17 protein-coding genes and 1 tRNA gene are annotated in these 16,351 nt (G+C 70.6%); 7 read left to right on the forward strand and 11 right to left on the reverse strand.

Annotated features, from left to right (window positions below; genetic code table 11):
• Nucleotides 1–92: 92 nt before the first annotated feature.
• Both ACQHII_RS26620 and ACQHII_RS26625 read right to left on the reverse strand, forming a co-directional pair.
• The gene (locus tag ACQHII_RS26620) at nucleotides 93–1,460 is read right to left on the reverse strand and encodes a helix-turn-helix domain-containing protein (protein WP_427925415.1); all 1,368 of its coding nucleotides are present in this window, start codon (nucleotides 1,458–1,460) and stop codon (nucleotides 93–95) included.
• Between the two features lie 349 nt (nucleotides 1,461–1,809).
• Nucleotides 1,810–2,088, reverse strand: coding sequence for a hypothetical protein (locus ACQHII_RS26625; RefSeq protein WP_427921678.1), 279 nt, complete (start codon nucleotides 2,086–2,088; stop codon nucleotides 1,810–1,812).
• 7 nt (nucleotides 2,089–2,095) lie between these two features.
• Between ACQHII_RS26625 and ACQHII_RS26630 the strand changes: the two genes are divergently transcribed.
• Complete coding sequence (locus ACQHII_RS26630; RefSeq protein WP_427921679.1) at nucleotides 2,096–2,455, forward strand: DUF4232 domain-containing protein; 360 nt, start codon at nucleotides 2,096–2,098, stop codon at nucleotides 2,453–2,455.
• An 84-nt stretch (nucleotides 2,456–2,539) separates the two neighbouring features.
• Here the strand turns inward: ACQHII_RS26630 and ACQHII_RS26635 are convergent.
• The 3 genes from ACQHII_RS26635 to ACQHII_RS26645 form a co-directional block, all read right to left on the reverse strand.
• A tRNA-Pro gene (locus tag ACQHII_RS26635) sits at nucleotides 2,540–2,613 on the reverse strand.
• 54 nt (nucleotides 2,614–2,667) lie between these two features.
• On the reverse strand, nucleotides 2,668–3,453 hold the full coding sequence (locus ACQHII_RS26640) for a Pr6Pr family membrane protein (RefSeq protein WP_427921680.1): 786 nt from the start codon (nucleotides 3,451–3,453) through the stop codon (nucleotides 2,668–2,670).
• 145 nt (nucleotides 3,454–3,598) lie between these two features.
• Nucleotides 3,599–4,525, reverse strand: coding sequence for a metallophosphoesterase (locus ACQHII_RS26645; protein WP_427921681.1), 927 nt, complete (start codon nucleotides 4,523–4,525; stop codon nucleotides 3,599–3,601).
• Between the two features lie 103 nt (nucleotides 4,526–4,628).
• Here ACQHII_RS26645 and ACQHII_RS26650 point away from each other — a divergent pair, with 103 nt between their 5' ends.
• Entirely contained in the window at nucleotides 4,629–5,096 is a 468-nt protein-coding gene (locus tag ACQHII_RS26650; protein WP_427921682.1) for a GatB/YqeY domain-containing protein, read from the forward strand.
• Between the two features lie 111 nt (nucleotides 5,097–5,207).
• On the opposite strand, the gene ACQHII_RS26655 is transcribed toward ACQHII_RS26650, so the two are convergent.
• Nucleotides 5,208–7,472 (reverse strand): transglycosylase domain-containing protein, encoded by a 2,265-nt coding sequence (locus tag ACQHII_RS26655; protein ID WP_427921683.1) that lies wholly within the window; start codon nucleotides 7,470–7,472, stop codon nucleotides 5,208–5,210.
• Nucleotides 7,473–8,054: 582 nt separating this feature from the next.
• Between ACQHII_RS26655 and wblA the strand changes: the two genes are divergently transcribed.
• Nucleotides 8,055–8,393: a transcriptional regulator WblA gene (wblA, locus tag ACQHII_RS26660; protein ID WP_019063745.1), complete on the forward strand. Its 339-nt coding sequence runs from the start codon at nucleotides 8,055–8,057 to the stop codon at nucleotides 8,391–8,393.
• 70 nt (nucleotides 8,394–8,463) lie between these two features.
• Here the strand turns inward: wblA and ACQHII_RS26665 are convergent, their stop codons facing one another.
• Nucleotides 8,464–9,825, reverse strand: a complete 1,362-nt coding sequence (locus ACQHII_RS26665) for an ArsA family ATPase (RefSeq protein ID WP_427921684.1) — start codon at nucleotides 9,823–9,825, stop codon at nucleotides 8,464–8,466.
• A complete protein-coding gene (locus ACQHII_RS26670; RefSeq protein WP_427921685.1) occupies nucleotides 9,822–10,799 on the reverse strand; it encodes an ArsA-related P-loop ATPase in 978 nt (325 codons plus the stop codon). Before ACQHII_RS26670 ends, ACQHII_RS26665 begins: the two co-directional genes overlap by 4 nt.
• Before the next feature lie 95 nt (nucleotides 10,800–10,894).
• Here ACQHII_RS26670 and ACQHII_RS26675 point away from each other — a divergent pair, with 95 nt between their 5' ends.
• The 4 genes from ACQHII_RS26675 to ACQHII_RS26690 all read left to right on the forward strand — a co-directional run bounded on the left by ACQHII_RS26675 (nucleotide 10,895) and on the right by ACQHII_RS26690 (nucleotide 13,300).
• Nucleotides 10,895–11,053 (forward strand): DUF4177 domain-containing protein, encoded by a 159-nt coding sequence (locus ACQHII_RS26675; RefSeq protein WP_019063748.1) that lies wholly within the window; start codon nucleotides 10,895–10,897, stop codon nucleotides 11,051–11,053.
• The gene (locus ACQHII_RS26680; protein ID WP_427921686.1) at nucleotides 11,050–11,517 is read left to right on the forward strand and encodes a RidA family protein; all 468 of its coding nucleotides are present in this window, start codon (nucleotides 11,050–11,052) and stop codon (nucleotides 11,515–11,517) included. Before ACQHII_RS26675 ends, ACQHII_RS26680 begins: the two co-directional genes overlap by 4 nt.
• Before the next feature lie 74 nt (nucleotides 11,518–11,591).
• Nucleotides 11,592–12,473, forward strand: a complete 882-nt coding sequence (locus tag ACQHII_RS26685) for an NUDIX hydrolase (RefSeq protein WP_427921687.1) — start codon at nucleotides 11,592–11,594, stop codon at nucleotides 12,471–12,473.
• On the forward strand, nucleotides 12,470–13,300 hold the full coding sequence (locus ACQHII_RS26690; protein ID WP_427921688.1) for an MBL fold metallo-hydrolase: 831 nt from the start codon (nucleotides 12,470–12,472) through the stop codon (nucleotides 13,298–13,300). The genes ACQHII_RS26685 and ACQHII_RS26690 overlap by 4 nt, the downstream gene beginning before the upstream one ends.
• Here the strand turns inward: ACQHII_RS26690 and ACQHII_RS26695 are convergent.
• The 3 genes from ACQHII_RS26695 to ACQHII_RS26705 form a co-directional block, all read right to left on the reverse strand.
• Complete coding sequence (locus ACQHII_RS26695) at nucleotides 13,297–14,115, reverse strand: nucleotidyltransferase domain-containing protein (protein ID WP_427921689.1); 819 nt, start codon at nucleotides 14,113–14,115, stop codon at nucleotides 13,297–13,299. The two genes, ACQHII_RS26690 and ACQHII_RS26695, sit on opposite strands and share 4 nt — an antisense overlap.
• A 36-nt stretch (nucleotides 14,116–14,151) precedes the next feature.
• Nucleotides 14,152–15,339 carry a PQQ-binding-like beta-propeller repeat protein gene (locus ACQHII_RS26700; protein ID WP_427921690.1) on the reverse strand — a complete coding sequence of 396 codons (1,188 nt, stop codon included), beginning with the start codon at nucleotides 15,337–15,339 and terminating at the stop codon, nucleotides 14,152–14,154.
• Nucleotides 15,340–15,522: 183 nt separating this feature from the next.
• Complete coding sequence (locus ACQHII_RS26705; RefSeq protein ID WP_019063754.1) at nucleotides 15,523–16,197, reverse strand: Crp/Fnr family transcriptional regulator; 675 nt, start codon at nucleotides 16,195–16,197, stop codon at nucleotides 15,523–15,525.
• Between the last annotated feature and the right edge of the window lie 154 nt (nucleotides 16,198–16,351).

A 16,351-nucleotide genomic window follows, 5' to 3' on the forward strand; every position in this document is an offset into this window, starting at 1 on the left:
ACGTCCGGCGGGGGTTGGTGTCAACGCGGGGCCGGGAAGGCCGGGCGGGCCGGCGGGCTGGCGGGCCGGCGGGGTGTGCGGTGGCCCGTGGCTCAGTCGGCCTTGTGGGGCACCCACTCGCTGTCGTCGAGCGAGTAGCCGTACTGCGGACGTCCGCCCATGCCACTCGTGCGGAACGGCTTGCCCTGGTCGTCGATGCGCAGCACGCCCTTGCGGGTGCCGCTGGACCACGCCAGCTCCAGATACCAGCGCACATCGTGCGAGGCCGCGGCGGCCGTGATGTACAGGACCTCGGGGTCGCTCTCGCTCACCTTGTACGGCAGGCCCGTCTGGCCGGACTTCGGCGTGGCCACCGGGCGGGGCGCGTCCAACCCGATGTCGAAGGAGTGCGTGGGCACCCCGCCGCCGCAGCCGACGCCGATGTACCCCATCGCGTACGCGCTCCAGGCCAGTGGCGCGCCGCTGCCGACGACACGGACGTTCAGGGACTGGAGCACCACGGTCTCCTGGCCGGTGCCCTGCACGGTCAGTTCGAGGTACTGGCTGCCGGCCGAGACCGCGCCCAGCGCGCTCACCCAGCCCGGCGCGTCCTGCTCGGTCGGCGGCGGCGGCACCTTGGCCGCGTCCCGGTCCACCAGATAGGTCTGGCTGCACGGGCTCTCCCAGGCATACGGCCGGGTCGTCACCGTCAGCGGAACGGCGGCCGACGCCACGTCCGCGGCCCCGCCGGACGTCGCGCCCGGAGAGGCGGACGCCCCGCTCTTCGCCGTAGCGGACCCGGAGGGACTCGCGCTGCCGGAGGGCGAGGCCGACGCGGACGGAGACGAGGACGACTTCGCGGACGCGGACGAGGAGGGGGTGCCGCGCCCTGCGGAGGTCACGGATCCGGCCTCCTGCTTACGGTCGCTGCCGCCGTTGCCGTCGCCGGACATCAGGTGGGGGACGAGGGCGGTGGCGGCGAGCACTACGGCTACTGCGGCGGCGGCGAAGAGGGCGGTGCGGCGGCGGTTGCGCGGGGCGGTCGCGGCCATCAGTACGGCGGGTTCGGGTTCGGGTTCGGGTTCGGGTGGGGGAGAGGGAGAGGGGAGGTCCGCTTCAGGGGTGAGGGCGGTGGCCGCTTCTGCGACGGTGGCCGCCTCCGTGACCGCGGTGGTCGCTGCCGTGGTTGCTGCTGTCGCCGTGGTTGCCGTGGTCGCGGCGGCCTTCCGCTCGCGCTGGCGGGCGCCGTCGGCCAGGATCCAGCGGCGGTGGGCCTCGACGAGTTCGTCGGGGGTCGCCTTGCAGAGGCGGGCGAACCGCTCCACGGGGGCGTACTCGGTGGGTACGGCGTCGCCGTTGCAGTAGCGGTGCAGCGTCGACGTGCTCATGTGCAGCCGCTTCGCGAGCACGCCGTAGCTCAGCCCCGAACGGTCCTTGAGCTCCCGTATCAGCGCCGCGAAATCGGCCGTCTCGTCCACCACTGCCACCCAGCCCCCATTCCAGTCCAGCGTTCCAGGGAAGTCCTGTTCCCCCAGGTAAGAGCCGGTGCGAACGTTCCAGGTTCCCGTAACTCCCGGCTGCCGTGGCGGATGGGACGGAACGCGGCACAAGCTCTGGTCATCAAAGCACGCCGCCCGCCGACCGGTTGGACGGCGGGCGACCTCCTGCCTCTCCGAAAGGGAGCACAGCCATGTCCGCGTTCACCGCCCGTCCCCGTACCCGTACTCGCCTGTTCGCCGCCGCGACCGTCGCACTCGCCGCGCTCTCGCTCACCGCCTGCAACGACAAGCTGGGAGTACAGGACGCCGGCGCGGCCTCCCCGAACTCCTCTCAGGTGACGACCTCGACGCCGTCTGGGACGGGAACCGGGACGGGGACCGGGAAGAGCGGGGGCGGCACGTCGGGCGGTTCCTCGACGGGGAGCTCCTCCACGGGCGGTTCCTCGACCAGCGGCGGCACGGGGTCGGGCGGCAGCAGGACGAGCGGCGGCTCGGGCTCGACGTCCGGCTCGGGTTCAGCGTCCGGTTCGGGTTCGGGCAACTCCACGACGCGCGTCACGTGCAGCGGCGTCAACACCAAGGTGACCGCGCAGCCGGTCAGTCGCCCCATCAACCACATGCTGCTCACCGTCACCAACACCGGCTCCAAGACCTGCGACCTCTACTACTACCCGGCCGTCAACTTCGGCGACGCCCAGTCCGTACCCCCGGTCATCGAGGACTCCCAGCCCCAGGCGGTGACCACCCTCACCCCGGGCCAGTCCGGCTACGCCGGCATAGCCCTCTCCAACGGCAACGACGGCACCGGCACCAACGGCCGCACCGCCAAGTCCCTCTCCGTCTACTTCTTCGACCGCAACAACAACAGCATCAGCCCGGCGGCGACTCCTGCCCTTCCCACAAAGGGCGTGTACGTCGACGACTCGCTGCGGGTGACGTACTGGCTGAGCAGCGCGCAGGATGCGTTGACTTACTGAGACGGGCGGGCGGAGCTAGGCGCGCACCAACGCCAGAGGGCCCTCACCGATCCGGTGAGGGCCCTCTGAACTGCTATCTGGCTGTCGGGGTGGCGGGATTTGAACCCACGACCTCTTCGTCCCGAACGAAGCGCGCTGCCAAGCTGCGCTACACCCCGATGTCGCCGCTCATCTTGCCGGTGTTGCTGCTCATCGCGGCGACGTCGTTTACTTTAGCCCACCGGTGGCTGGAGACGAAATCCGGTTTTGGCGCGGTGGCGGATCGGGTTGGGGCGGGCGTGGTCGAGGGCCACGAGGAGGACGGAGAGGGCGTAGAAGGCGAGGCCGAGGAGGAGGGCGTTGCCGAGGACGCTCTTGTAGCCGTGGTGCTCGACGTCCAGGAACGTGTAGAGGTAGCGGCCCGGTGTGCCGGGCAGGATCAGTTCGCCGCGGGCGAGATACACAGCCAGGTACGTCGCCGGGTACAGCAACCACGTCGCCGCCATCCGCAGGTGCAGTCGGCCGGGTGCGGTCAGCAGCAGCCAGTCGAGCACCGCCGCGATCGGTGTCACCGTGTGCAGGACCTGGTTCGTGACCGCCTGCCAGCCCGTGGGGGCCGTCGCCCCGCCCGTCATCGCGAACGGGCTCGACGCCTGCGCCAGGATCAGGTGGTACACCAGGCCCGTGATCGTGATGTAGAGGAGTGCCGCGCCCGTCACCAAGGGGGAGAGGGGGCGGCGGGCCGTCCAGGCCCGGCGGGCCGCGGCGATCATCACCAGCGCCAGCAGGATGTTGCTCTGGATCGTGAAGTAGGTGAGGACCCTGACGGGGCTGCCGAGAAACAGGTCGGCGGTCACCGCAGCTGCCGCCGCCAGTGCGACCAGCAGCCGGTACACGGCCGCCGCCGGGCGACGGTACGGAGCCACCACCGCGGTGGCCGGAACGGGTGAGGCGAGCAGCGCGGGCATGCCGGGTACCGCGGGGAGGTCCGGGATGTCCCTGGGTATCGGAGCGGTCATGCCCTCACGCTAGGCAGCGGGGACGAACCGGGCGATACGGGTGGGCCGTGCGGGCTACGCGGGCACACCGTACGAGCCGAGCTCCGCGGGCCGATCGAGCCGCACCGCCCACGAGCCCCTTGCGGAGCAACCGCGCACCGCCCCCCTACTCCCGCCCCACCAACGTCATCAACGTAGCCTCCGGCGGACAAGCGAACCGCACCGGCGTGTACCGGCTCGTCCCGCACCCCGCGGACACGTGCAGGTACGACGTCCGGCCCTCGGCCGTATGCGTGGACAGGCCCTTCACGCGCCCCGTGTCGAGGTCGCAGTTGGTCACCAGGGCGCCGTAGAACGGGATGCAGAGCTGGCCGCCGTGGGTGTGGCCGCCGAGGATCAGGGGGTAGCCGTCGGCGGCGAACGCGTCCAGGGCGCGGAGGTACGGCGCGTGCACGACGGCCATCGAGAAGTCGGCGTCGTCCGACGGGCCGCCCGCCACGCGCGCGTACCGGTCGCGCTTGATGTGCGGGTCGTCGAGGCCGGTCAGTTCCACCGACGCGCCGTCGATCTTCAGCGTACCGCGGGTGTTGGTGAGGTTGAGCCAGCCGCCCGCGTCGAAGCCGTCCCGCAGGTCCTCCCACGGGTTGTGGACGGCGCCCACGATGGGCGGGTTGCCGTTCAGACCGTGGCGGCCCGCGGTCTTCTCGAACAGGTACCGGGCGGGGTTGCGCAGGGTGGGGCCGTAGTAGTCGTTCGAGCCGAAGACGTACGCGCCAGGGAACTCCATCAGCGGGCCGAGCGCGTCCAGGACCTCGGGGACGCCCTCGGGGTCGGAGAGGTTGTCGCCGGTGTTGATCACGAAGTCGGGGCGCAGGCCCGCGAGCGAGCGCAGCCAGCGCTGTTTCTTGCGCTGGCCGCCGACCATGTGGATGTCGGAGACCTGGAGGACTCTGAGCGGGCGCATCCCGGCGGGCAGGACCGGGACCGTCACCCGGCGCAGTCTGAAGGAACGGACCTCGAAGCCCGCCGCGTAGACCAGACCGGCGGCGCCGGCCGCCGCAATTCCCAGGGGTACTCCGTATCGCGCGCGCATGCCTCCATCGTGTCAGACCCCACTGACACGCCTGACACCCCGTCGGCCGGGGCCCGGTAAATCGGCGGGCCAAGCCGGTCGCGCACCTGCGAGAATCAAACCCATGACCACCACGCTCAAGGCGAAGCTGCAGGAAGACCTCAACACCGCGATCAAGGCGCACGACAAGCTGCGTTCCTCCACGCTCCGGCTGACGCTCGCCGCGATCACCAAGGAGGAGGTCGCGGGCAAGGAGAAGCGCGAGCTCTCCGACGACGAGGTCCTCAAGGTGATCACCAAGGAGGCGAAGAAGCGCCGCGAGGCCGCGGACGCCTTCGCGCAGGGCGGTCGCCCGGAGCAGGCCGCGCAGGAGAAGGCGGAGGGCGAGGTCCTCGCCGAGTACCTGCCCAGGCAGCTCGGTGACGAGGAGCTGACCGCGATCGTCTCCCAGGCCGTCGAGGAGGCGAAGGCGGCCGGCGCCGAGGGCCCGCGCGCCATGGGCGCCGTCATGAAGATCGTGAACCCGAAGGTGGCCGGCCTGGCCGAGGGCGGTCGCGTAGCCGCCGTGGTGAAGAAGCTGCTCGCCGGCTGACCCACGGACATGTTTCTACGACGACGGGGGCGCGCCTTGTGAAAAGGGGCGCCCCCGTCGTCGTAGACGAAGAACCTGAACGGCGGACGGCCGCAGGGGAGTTATCCGTGGCTAACCCCTGTTGCCGCCGTTCCCGTTGCCGTTGTTGCCGCCGTTCGTCGTGCCCTGGATGAAGCCGTCCGGGAAGGAGAACGTCGGGGTGGGGGTGGTGCCTCCGTCGGTGGTGCCGCCGTTGTCGTTGCCCCCGTTGTCGGTCCCGGCGTTGTCGCCGTTCTTGCCGCCGTCGTTGTTGCCCTTGTCCTTGACGGGGTCGGGGATGTTGACGAGCTGGAAGTTCTCGACCTGCTTGCCCTCCAGGGCGCCGGTCATGGCGTCCTTCCAGATCGGGCCGGGGGTGTCGGCGCCGTAGACCTCGGCGTGGTAGACGCCGCCGATGCGGATGTCGGTCATCTCGACGTTCTGCTTGGCGCTGCCGACCCAGACCGCGCCCGCGAGCTGGGGCGTGTAGCCGACGAACCAGGCGTTCTTGCGGGAGTCCGTCGTACCCGTCTTGCCGGCGCTCTGGCGGTCGGTGAGGCCGGCCTCCTGGCCGGTGCCGGAGTCGACCACGCCGCGCAGCACGGTGTTGATGGTGTCGGCGGTCTTCTTGCTCATGGCCCGCGAGCAGGTGGACTTCGGGACGGCGAGCGACTTCTGCTCGTTGCCCACCTTCTGGGTGATGGACTCGATGGCGATGGGCGTGCAGTACGTGCCCTCGTTGGCGAAGGCCGCGTACGCGGAGGCCATCGTCAGCGGGGAAAGGCCCTTGGAGCCGAGCGCGATGGCCGGGACCTCGGGGATCTTGTCGCCGTTGCCCTGCACGACGCCGAGCTTGTTGGTCATGCTCACGACGGGGCACAGGCCGATGTCGGAGATCATCTGCACGAAGTAGGTGTTGACCGACTTGGCCATCGCCTCCTTCAGCGCGTACGGACCCTTCTCCGACTCGCTCTCGTTCTCCACCGTCGCGCCGTCCGTGTTGACCCAGTTCTTGCCGCTGCAGGTCGAGACGGGGCTCGGGTAGTCCATCGAGTACGGCGCCGGGTACTGCTGCGTGGCCGGCAGGCCCTGCTCCAGCGCGGCGGCGGCGACGAACGGCTTGAACGTCGAACCGGTCGGGAAGCCGAAGTTCGAGCCGCCCATGTCGGCGTTGACCGAGTAGTTGTACTCGGTCTCGTTCTTGCCGTAGCCGTAGGGCTTCGACTGGCCCATGCCGAGGATCTTGCCGGTGCCGGGTTCGACGAGCGTGGCCGCTGCGGCGACGGAGTCCGACTTGTAGATGTGGTCCTTGAGCGAGGACTGCACCGAGGCCTGTGCCTGCGGGTCCAGGGTCGTGCGGATCGTCAGGCCGCCCTGGTTCCAGATCTGCGCGCGGGCTTCCTTGGTCTTGCCGAAGACAGGGTCGCTCAGGAAGACCTTCTCCACGTACTTGCAGAAGAAGCTGGCGCCCTTGACCGCGGTGATGCAGCCGTTCTTCGGCTGGCTGACCTTGAGACCGAGGTCGGTCTTCTCGGCCGCCAGGGCCTCCGCCTTGGAGATGTCGCCGACCTCGGCCATGCGGGCCAGCACGGTGTTGCGGCGCTTCTTGGCCTCGGCCTCGTCGTTGATGGGGTCGTAGCGCGTGGGCGACTGGACGATGCCCGCGAGGAGTGCCGACTGCTGGAGGTTCAGGTCCTTGGCGTGCTTGGAGAAGTAGCGTTCGGACGCGGCCTCGACGCCGTAGGCCTGCTCTCCGAAGAAGGTGATGTTCAGGTAGTTCTCGAGGATCTTCTTCTTGCCGAGTTTTTCCTCGATCTGGATCGCGTACTTCAGCTCGCGGACCTTGCGGCCCAGCGTCTGCTGGGTGGCCTCGGCGACCTTCGTCGGGTCGTCGCCGGCCTCCTCCACGAAGTAGTTCTTCACCAGCTGCTGCGTGAGCGTGGAGGCGCCCTGGGAGACGCCACCGCTCTGCGCGTTCTTGTTCAGGGCGCGCAGGACGCCCTTGAGGTCGATCGCGCCGTGCTGGTAGAAGCGCGAGTCCTCGATCGCGACGATCGCCTTCTGCATGTACGGCGAGATGTCCTTGAGCTCCACCACCGTGCGGTCACGGGAGTACACCGAGGCGAGCTGGTTGCCCTTGCTGTCCAGGATCGTGGTGCGCTGGCTCAGCTGAGGGCTCTTCAGGTTGTCCGGGATGTCGTCGAACCCCTGGACCGAGCCCTTGGCCGCGAGCCCCAGCGCTCCGGCCGCGGGCAACGCGATTCCGGCCATGACGGCACCGGCGAGCACACTGACACCGAGGAACTTGGTGGCCTGCTGCAGAGGGGACAGACCACCACCCGAGCGCTTTTTTGGCATGGGGGCAGCCTAATCCCTCACTCGGGGCGTCCCCGGGGAGCGGGTGGGTCTCGGGATGTTCGGGTGCGGGATCGTGACATCCATGGGCAAGTGCCTTGTCGTCGGCAGTGGCATCGACGGCTCCGCGACCGCGCGGTGAACGGCGGATCCGTCCGGGAACATGACGGCGCGGCAATAGGAGCCGTCTACGTACTCATTCGCCGGACAGGTGTATAGGCCTTGGCCTAAGCTGCTCTCAACTGTCACAGCAGAGCGGTCACGTATCAATACGTCCGGCGACCCCGAATCGTTCCGGTCGTTCCCTGTTTTTTGTGGGAGGCGTGTCCGAATCCGCCTCCTGTGTCACCTGGTGTCCGTTGTGACGCAAGACAACTGTCCCGGTCTGCCGGGAAAGTCACGTATGTCGCGGGCTCACTCCCCCGGGTGATCTGCCGCTTACCCATAGTCCGTTCGGGCCATTCAAGATTGGGCCCGAAGGGGGTGTTGCGCTGTGCCCACCTTCCGTAACGTCCTCAACTGGCGGCGGTGAATATGCCGCTGCCGCCGTGGGGGAGCCTCGATTCGGGAGAGGACGGCGCCGGTATGGGCTGGGTAACCGACTGGAGTGCGCAGGCGGCCTGCCGCACTACCGATCCGGATGAACTGTTCGTTCAAGGAGCAGCGCAGAACAGGGCGAAGGCAGTGTGCACCGGATGTCCGGTACGCACGGAGTGCCTCGCCGATGCGCTCGACAACCGCGTCGAATTCGGCGTGTGGGGAGGCATGACGGAGCGGGAGCGCCGCGCACTGCTGCGCAGGCGGCCCACTGTCACTTCATGGCGCCGGCTACTGGAGACCGCGCGCATCGAGTACGAGCGAGGGGTCGGCATCATCCCCCTCGACGACGACGAGATCTACGAGAACTACGCGGCGGTGGGCTGACGCCGGTCCCGTAGGGGCCGTTCGACCCCGGGTGATCCCCGGGGCACGCGTCACACCCTCGTGCCGGGCGTCAGACCGTCGTCTCGGGCAGCTCCGGCCGACCGGCCGCGAGCCGGTTCCCGATGTCCCGCAGCCCCGCGAGGTCGTGCACATCGCCGGGTAGCGCGGCCACTTCGGCGACGGCCACCTCGGGGTGGCGCGCGGTGAAGCGGTCGCGTGTGCGCTGCTCGCGGGAGAGCAGTCGCATCCGGTCGGCGTGCAACTTCAGCAGGCCTGCGGTGAGTCGGTCGACGGACGGCTCGTCGTCGGGTCGCTGGTCGGCGGGGCGCTCGTCGTCCGTGGCGGCGGGGGAGCCTTCGTCACGAGCTGCTGCCCGGGAACCGGGAGATCCGGTACCTGAGGATTCTGAACTGCCGTACGTGTCGGGAGAGTTACGAAGTCCAGCTTTCCCGCCCACCTGATCGACAATGCGGGACTCCTCAAGATTTTCCGCGGCGGCGAGTGCCCGCTCGGCCGACAGCCGGGCGGCACCACTGCCGTGCACCCGGTTGAGCACCAGGCCGGCCAGCGGCATGTCCTCGGCCGCCAGTCGCTCGACGAAGTACGCGGCCTCGCGCAGCGCGTCCCGCTCCGGGGCCGCGACCACCAGGAACGCCGTCCCCGGCGCCTGGAGCAGCTTGTACGTCGCGTCCGCGCGGGTGCGGAAACCGCCGAAGGTGGTGTCCATCGCGGCGATGAACGTCTGGATGTCCTTGAGGAGTTGACCTCCGAGCAGCTTGCCTAGGGTGCCGGTCATCATCGACATGCCGACATTGAGGAACTTCATGCCGGCCCGGCCGCCCAGCTTCGCCGGCGCGGTGAGCAGCCGGATCAGCTTGCCGTCCAGGAACGAGCCGAGACGTTTCGGCGCGTCCAGGAAGTCCAGGGCCGAGCGGGACGGCGGGGTGTCCACCACGATCAGGTCCCAGTCGTGCTGGGCGCGCAGCTGACCCAGCTTCTCCATCGCCATGTACTCCTGCGTGCCCGCGAAGCCCGCCGAGAGCGACTGGTAGAAGGGGTTGTTCAGGATCGCGGCGGCCCGCTCGCGGTCCGCGTGCGCCTCGACGATCTCGTCGAAGGTGCGCTTCATGTCGAGCATCATGGCGTGCAGTTCGCCGTCCCCGTCGACGTCCTTCACCCGCCTCGGGGTGTTGTCCAGCGAGTCGATGCCCATGGACTGGGCGAGCCGGCGGGCCGGGTCGATGGTCAGGACGACGACCCGGCGGCCCCGCTCGGCGGCCCGCAGTCCGAGCGCCGCCGCGGTGGTCGTCTTGCCGACCCCGCCCGAGCCGCAGCACACCACGATGCGGGTCTCCGGGTCGTCGAGCAGCGGGTCGACGTCGAGCACGCGCGCGGGGGAGATGTGGTGGGGGCGGGCCGGTTCCTGGCTCATGACATCCCCTGCTTCCGCAGCTCGGTGGCGAGTTCGTACAGGCCCGCCAGGTCCATGCCCTCGGCGAGCAGCGGCAGTTCGTGCAGCGGCAGGTCCAGCGCGCCCAGCACGGCCCGCTGGTCGTGCTCCAGGGCGTACCGCGCGGCGTACTCCTCGGCCTGCGCGAGCAGCGGGTCCACCAGCTTCTCGGCGTTGCCGCCGCGCCGCGCCCCGCCGAGCCCGGCGGCCGACAGCGACTGCGCCACGGCGGTGCGCGGCACGGCCCGTACGAGATCCAGCTCGGCCGCGTCCAGTACCTCGGGCCGCACCATGTTCACGATGATCCGGCCCACCGGCAGCCGCGCCGCGCGGAGTTCGGCGATGCCGTCGGCGGTCTCCTGGACGGGCATCTCCTCCAGGAGCGTCACCAGGTGGACCTCCGTCTCGGGGGACTTCAGGACCCGCATCACGGCCTGTGCCTGATTGTGTATGGGGCCGATCTTGGCGAGCCCGGCGACCTCGTCGTTGACGTTCAGGAAGCGGGTGATGCGGCCCGTCGGCGGGGCGTCCATCACCACGTAGTCGTAGGCGAACCGCCCGCTCTTGTCCTTGCGCCGTACGGCCTCGCACGCCTTGCCGGTCAGCAGGACGTCCCTGAGGCCGGGCGCGACCGTGGTGGCGAAGTCGATCGCGCCGAGTTTCTTCAGGGCGCGGCCGGCACTGCCGAGTTTGTAGAACATCTGGAGGTAGTCCAGAAGGGCCAGTTCGGGGTCGATGGCCAGTGCGTACACCTCCCCGCCCCCGGGAGCGACGGCGATCTTCCGCTCCTCATAGGGCAGCGTCTCCGTCTCGAAGAGCTGCGCGATGCCCTGGCGACCCTCGACCTCGACGAGAAGCGTCCGCTTCCCCTCGGTGGCCAGGGCCAGCGCGAGGGCTGCGGCCACCGTGGTCTTGCCGGTACCGCCCTTGCCACTGACGACCTGGAGCCTGCTCACGTCTTCGAGCCTAACCAGTCCGCGCCGAAACCAAGCGGGAGGCTGTGGACAACGCGACCACGGGCGACCGGTTCGCAGCCGCTAAAGTCGGCCGCATGACCAAGTGGGAATACTCGACTGTGCCGCTGCTCGTCCACGCCACGAAGCAGATTCTGGACACCTGGGGCGAGGACGGCTGGGAGCTCGTCCAGGTCGTGCCCGGGCCGAACAACCCCGAGCAGCTGGTGGCCTACCTCAAGCGGGAGAAGGCATGAGTGCCGTCGAGGCCCGGCTGGCCGAACTCGGCCTGACCCTGCCGGCGGTCGTCCCGCCGCTCGCCGCGTACCAGCCCGCCGTGCGGTCCGGGGTGTACGTGTACACCTCCGGCCAGCTGCCCATGGTGGACGGCAAGTTGCCCGTCACCGGCAAGGTGGGCGCCGAGGTCACCGCGGAGGAGGCCAAGGAACTGGCCCGCACCTGCGCGCTGAACGCCCTCGCCGCCGTCAAGTCCGTCATCGGTGACCTGGATCGCGTCGCGCGCGTGGTGAAGGTCGTCGGCTTCGTCGCCTCGGCCCCCGACTTCACCGGCCAGCCCGGCGTGATCAACGGCGCCAGCGAGCTTCTCGGCGAGGTCCTCGGCGACAAGGGCGTGCACGCGCGGAGCGCGGTCGGCGTCGCGGTGCTGCCGCTGGACTCGCCGGTCGAGGTCGAGATCCAGGTGGAGCTGACGCAGGCGTAACCACGCCGTTCGATGTCCTGGAGTGCGCGTTGTTGCCTCTCGAACATCCGCGCGCTACGGGATAGCCTCCGCCCATGGCGAACGGTCAGTGGTACCCGGCGGAGTGGCCCGAGCGCATCCGCGCGCTCGCGGACGGCGCGCTCACGCCGGTCGTGCCCAGGCGGGCGGCCACCGTGATGCTCCTACGGGACACCGACACCGGACCCGCCGTCCACATGCTGCGCAGACGCGCCTCCATGGCCTTCGCCGGGGGCGCGTACGCGTACCCGGGCGGCGGTGTCGACCCGCGTGACGACGACCGTCACGTGCGCTGGGCGGGCCCCACGCGCGCGTGGTGGGCGAACCGGCTGGGCGTCGACGAGACGGCCGCCCAGGCGATCGTGTGCGCGGCCGTACGGGAGACCTACGAGGAGGCCGGCGTCCTGCTGGCCGGACCCACCCCCGACTCCGTGGTCGGCGACACCACCGGCGAGACCTGGGAGGCCGACCGCGCCGCCCTGGTCGCCCGGGACCTGTCCTTCGCCGAGTTCCTCGACCGCCGGGGCCTGGTCCTGCGCTCCGACCTGCTGGGCGCGTGGGCCCGCTGGATCACCCCGGAGTTCGAGACCCGCCGCTACGACACCTGGTTCTTCGTCGCGGTCCTTCCGGAGGGGCAGCGCACCCGGAACGCGTCCACGGAGGCCGACCACACGGTGTGGATCGCCCCCGGCGAGGCGGCGGCCGGGTACGACAAGGGCGACCTGACGATGATGCCGCCGACCATCGCGACCCTGCGCGGACTGATCCCGTACGGCAGCGCGGCCGAGGCCCTGTCGTCGGCCCCGGAGCGCGATCTGACGCCCGTCCTCGCACGGGCCCGCCTGGAGGACGGGGAGATCGTCCTCTCCTGGCCGGGCCACGAGGAGTTCACCAAGCACATCCCGACCGACCTCCCGACCGGTGGAGCCCCCGCATGACCGACGCAGCCGCGCTCCCCGGCCAGCCACGGGGAGGTGTCCTCACCGGCCCCGCCACCGCGCGGGCCGTCAACGTCCTCGCGCCCAACGCCTCCGCGATGACCCTGGACGGCACGAACACCTGGATCGTCGCCGAGCCCGACTCCGAGTCGGCCGTGGTGATCGACCCGGGGCCCCTGGACGAGGGGCATCTGCGCAACGTCGTCGACACCGCCGAGAAGGCGGGCAAGCGGATCGCCCTGACCCTGCTCACGCACGGACACCCCGACCACGCGGAAGGCGCCGTCCGCTTCGCCGAGCTGACGGACACCAAGGTCCGCGCGCTGGACCCGGCGCTGCGGCTCGGGGACGAGGGCCTCGCCGCCGGGAACGTCATCCGGGTCGGCGGCCTGGAACTGGTCGTCGTGTCGACGCCCGGACACACCGGGGACTCGCTGTGCTTCCATCTCCCGGCCGATCGGGCCGTCCTGACGGGAGACACCGTCCTGGGGCGCGGAACGACCGTGGTGGCGCATCCTGACGGCCGCCTGGGCGACTATCTGGACTCGCTGCGGCGGCTGCGCTCGCTCACCGTCGACGACGGCGTCCACACGGTCCTGCCGGGCCACGGACCGGTCCTGGAGGACGCCCAGGGCGCCGTCGAGTTCTATCTCGCCCACCGCGCCCACCGGCTCGCCCAGATCGAGACGGCCGTGGAGAACGGCCACCGGGACCCGGCCGACGTCGTCGCCCACGTGTACGCGGACGTCGACCGCTCACTGTGGCCGGCGGCGGAACTGTCGGTGCGCGCCCAGCTGGACTACCTCAAGGAACACGGCCTCATCTAGGCGATGCCGTCCGGGCGCGGTGCCTTGATGCCGTGCACGCGCGCGTACTCCTCGGCCAACCACGGGCCGAGGTCGTCGACGTACGACCGCAGCACGCGCGCGTCGCCGGTCGGCTCGTGTCCGAGGACGGCCGCCGCGCGCAGTTCCTCCGCCCGCCCGGGGTAGTACGCGCCGAACGCCCCCGCCATCTCCCCGAGGTCGCTCGTCCAGCCGTTCCAGCGGGGCATCACCAGGGTGAAGCCGGTGCGGACCAGGTGCCGGGACATGAAGCGCACCAGGGGTCTACGGGCCTCGTCGGTGCCCTCGGAGGCGGCGATCCGCTCACGCCAGCGGGGGAGCAGCAGCGCAAGGTCGCCGTTGGTCTCCCGCGCGAGCAGCGAGTCGGGGCGGTAGCGGGGCAGGTACTCGGCGAGGTCCTCCCCGAGCAGCGGTGTGCACAGGCACGCGACGAACCACCCCAGGTCGTAGGTCTCCGGCTCGCTCAGCAGCCGCGTGCGGCCGTACAGGAGGATGCCGACCCCGTCGATCTCCGGGAACTCCTTGTCGAGCGCCTCGCCCAGGCTGCGGGCCGCGTCCCGGTCCTCCTCGGTCGGCTCCCGCCGGGTCGCCACGAGCAGGTCCAGATCGCTGCGCCCCACGCGCGCGGTACCGCGCGGGATCGACCCGTAGAGGTACGCGCTGTCGAGGCGTCCCCCGTAGACGTCGAGCAGCCGGTCCCGCGCGGCGGCGACGACCGGCCGGAAGACGTGCGGGACGCGCCCCAGGGTGCCCTCGCGTTCGATGTATCCCTGGGCGTCCAGCCCCTTGTTCCGCATGGCACCACTGTGCAGCCGATCGAGGTCGGGGACACGTCATTTCCAGCGGAACACGCGTACTCGTGCGGGGGTGCGCGGCGCCGTGCAGACCACGGCGAGGCAGTCCCCGGAGGCGACGAGACGTGCCTGGAAGCTGGAGCCGGGCAGGGAGCGCTCGGCCACGACCCGGCCGTCGGCGGGATCGAGCACGGTCGCCCGGTCGCCGTAGCCGTTCAGCACCACGAGAGCGCCCCGGTGGGCCAGCGGGAAGATCATGCGCCCGTACGTGCTGGACCACGTCCAGCGGAACTCGCCCGTGGCGGCGGAGACGGCACGCAGGGTGCTTCCCAGGTGCTGCGAGTCGTAGGGCTGGGTCGGGACGAGTTCGACGGCGAGCGTGTCGCCGACGATCACGGGTTGGGCGCCGAACGCCTCGTGGAACGGCGGCAGTTCGATCGCTTGTCGGACGTCCTCGCCCACTACGTGGAGCCGGAGCTGAGCGTGCGGGGAAGCGGAATCCTCGGGTCCGGCGGTGGATACGACGACTGGCCCGGCCGTCAGGACGAAGGCGTCCCGTCGGCCTTCGGGGAGCGGTCGCTCCCACTGGAGGGCGCCGGTGCGCGCGTCGAACACGCGGACCGTGGTCTTTGTGCCTCCGTCGCTGACCCGGGCGGCCACGACCGCGATACGACCGCCGCCGAGCGCCACGTCGGGCGCGCCCGCGCCGACGGACCCCACCTCGTCGGCACGCTGCTCGCGCGTCCAGACCACCGTGCCCGTCCGGAGATCCAGCCCGGTGAGCCGGACACGCAGCACGCGCGCGTGCCCGTCGTTCGGGTGGCGGTCGCTCTCGTGGTCGTCGTTCTCGTGGTCGTCGTCCGTGTGCCGATCGTCCCCATGATCGTCGTCCGTGCGCCGGTCATCCCCGTACCCGTCGTCCGCGCGCCGATCGTCCTCAGGGCCGTCGCCCGTGCGCCCGTCGTCCTCATGCCCGCCCCTATGCCCACCGTCGTGGTGCAGCACGACGACGACGCCGTCCACCGCGTCCTGCGAGACATGGGCGATCACCTGGGTGCCGTCCCCGGGTGGCTGCCGGTTCCACAGGGGCTCGCCGGTCGTCAGCCCGTACGCCCGTATCCCGTCGGGGCGGGCCAGGGCGAGCGTTCCGTCCACCGCCCAGCTGCCCAGCGGTGCCCCCGGGCTCCCGTTCTCCCGCTCGCTCCGCCACAGCAGCCGCGCGGACACCGGTCTCCGCGACCACCGGCGTCGCCTCGACCGCCCGCCCAGACCCGGTCCGGCGCCTTGTCCTCGTAGTCCTTGTAGTCCTCGTGCATTACCGCCCCCTGTTCCTGGGCCACCACTTGGCGATGCGCTGAAGGGCCCTGCCGTACGGCAGGGCCCTTCAGTAAGAAGACGTGCGATTTCGATCTAGCGCGAGCGCTTGGCCAGCCGCTCGACGTCCAGGAGGATCACCGCGCGGGCCTCCAGGCGCAGCCAGCCGCGGCCCGCGAAGTCGGCGAGGGCCTTGTTGACCGTCTCGCGGGACGCGCCGACCAGCTGGGCCAGCTCCTCCTGCGTGAGGTCGTGCACCACGTGGATGCCCTCCTCGGACTGCACGCCGAAGCGGCGGGAGAGGTCCAGCAGGGCGCGGGCCACGCGGCCGGGGACGTCCGAGAAGACCAGGTCGGACATCGCGTCGTTGGTCTTGCGCAGCCGGCGGGCGACCGCGCGCAGCAGCGCGGAGGCCACCTCGGGGCGGGCGCTCAGCCAGGGCTGGAGGTCGCCGTGGCCCAGGCCCAGCAGCTTGACCTCGGTCAGCGCGCTGGCGGTCGCCGTACGCGGGCCCGGGTCGAACAGCGACAGCTCGCCGATCAGCTCGCCGGGGCCGAGGACGGCCAGCATGTTCTCGCGGCCGTCGGGGGAGGTGCGGTGGAGCTTCACCTTGCCCTCGGTGACCACGTAGAGCCGGTCGCCCGGGTCGCCCTCGTGAAAGAGCGAGTCCCCCCGCGCGAGGGTCACCTCACTCATGGAGGCGCGCAGCTCCGCGGCCTGATCGTCATCGAGCGCCGCGAAGAGCGGGGCGCGCCGCAGAACGTCGTCCACGAGTTCTCTCCTTGTCGACCTGCTCAGGGGATGGTGCTCCCCCTTGGTACCAGGGGACCGTGCTCCCCATTTTGCCGGACCGTCCAAACAGTGTGATCTGTCACAAGGATGCCGTACAGGTGTCCCGAGGTAAGCGGCAGGGGTCCAATTGGGG

This window comes from Streptomyces sp. cg40 (assembly GCF_050320165.1).
Classification (GTDB): Bacteria; Actinomycetota; Actinomycetes; order Streptomycetales; family Streptomycetaceae; genus Streptomyces; species Streptomyces hokutonensis.

Excerpts from the sequence above, each read along its gene's own strand:
- ACQHII_RS26625 (WP_427921678.1), bottom strand. The coding sequence starts at position 2,088 with ATGGGGCGACTGACCGGCTGCGCGGTCACCTTGGTGTTGACGCCGCTG.
- ACQHII_RS26630 (WP_427921679.1), top strand. The coding sequence starts at position 2,096 with ATGCTGCTCACCGTCACCAACACCGGCTCCAAGACCTGCGACCTCTAC.
- ACQHII_RS26640 (WP_427921680.1), bottom strand. The coding sequence starts at position 3,453 with ATGACCGCTCCGATACCCAGGGACATCCCGGACCTCCCCGCGGTACCC.
- ACQHII_RS26645 (WP_427921681.1), bottom strand. The coding sequence starts at position 4,525 with ATGCGCGCGCGATACGGAGTACCCCTGGGAATTGCGGCGGCCGGCGCC.
- ACQHII_RS26650 (WP_427921682.1), top strand. The coding sequence starts at position 4,629 with ATGACCACCACGCTCAAGGCGAAGCTGCAGGAAGACCTCAACACCGCG.
- ACQHII_RS26655 (WP_427921683.1), bottom strand. The coding sequence starts at position 7,472 with ATGCCAAAAAAGCGCTCGGGTGGTGGTCTGTCCCCTCTGCAGCAGGCC.
- wblA (WP_019063745.1), top strand. The coding sequence starts at position 8,055 with ATGGGCTGGGTAACCGACTGGAGTGCGCAGGCGGCCTGCCGCACTACC.
- ACQHII_RS26665 (WP_427921684.1), bottom strand. The coding sequence starts at position 9,825 with ATGAGCCAGGAACCGGCCCGCCCCCACCACATCTCCCCCGCGCGCGTG.
- ACQHII_RS26675 (WP_019063748.1), top strand. The coding sequence starts at position 10,895 with ATGACCAAGTGGGAATACTCGACTGTGCCGCTGCTCGTCCACGCCACG.
- ACQHII_RS26680 (WP_427921686.1), top strand. The coding sequence starts at position 11,050 with ATGAGTGCCGTCGAGGCCCGGCTGGCCGAACTCGGCCTGACCCTGCCG.
- ACQHII_RS26685 (WP_427921687.1), top strand. The coding sequence starts at position 11,592 with ATGGCGAACGGTCAGTGGTACCCGGCGGAGTGGCCCGAGCGCATCCGC.
- ACQHII_RS26690 (WP_427921688.1), top strand. The coding sequence starts at position 12,470 with ATGACCGACGCAGCCGCGCTCCCCGGCCAGCCACGGGGAGGTGTCCTC.
- ACQHII_RS26695 (WP_427921689.1), bottom strand. The coding sequence starts at position 14,115 with ATGCGGAACAAGGGGCTGGACGCCCAGGGATACATCGAACGCGAGGGC.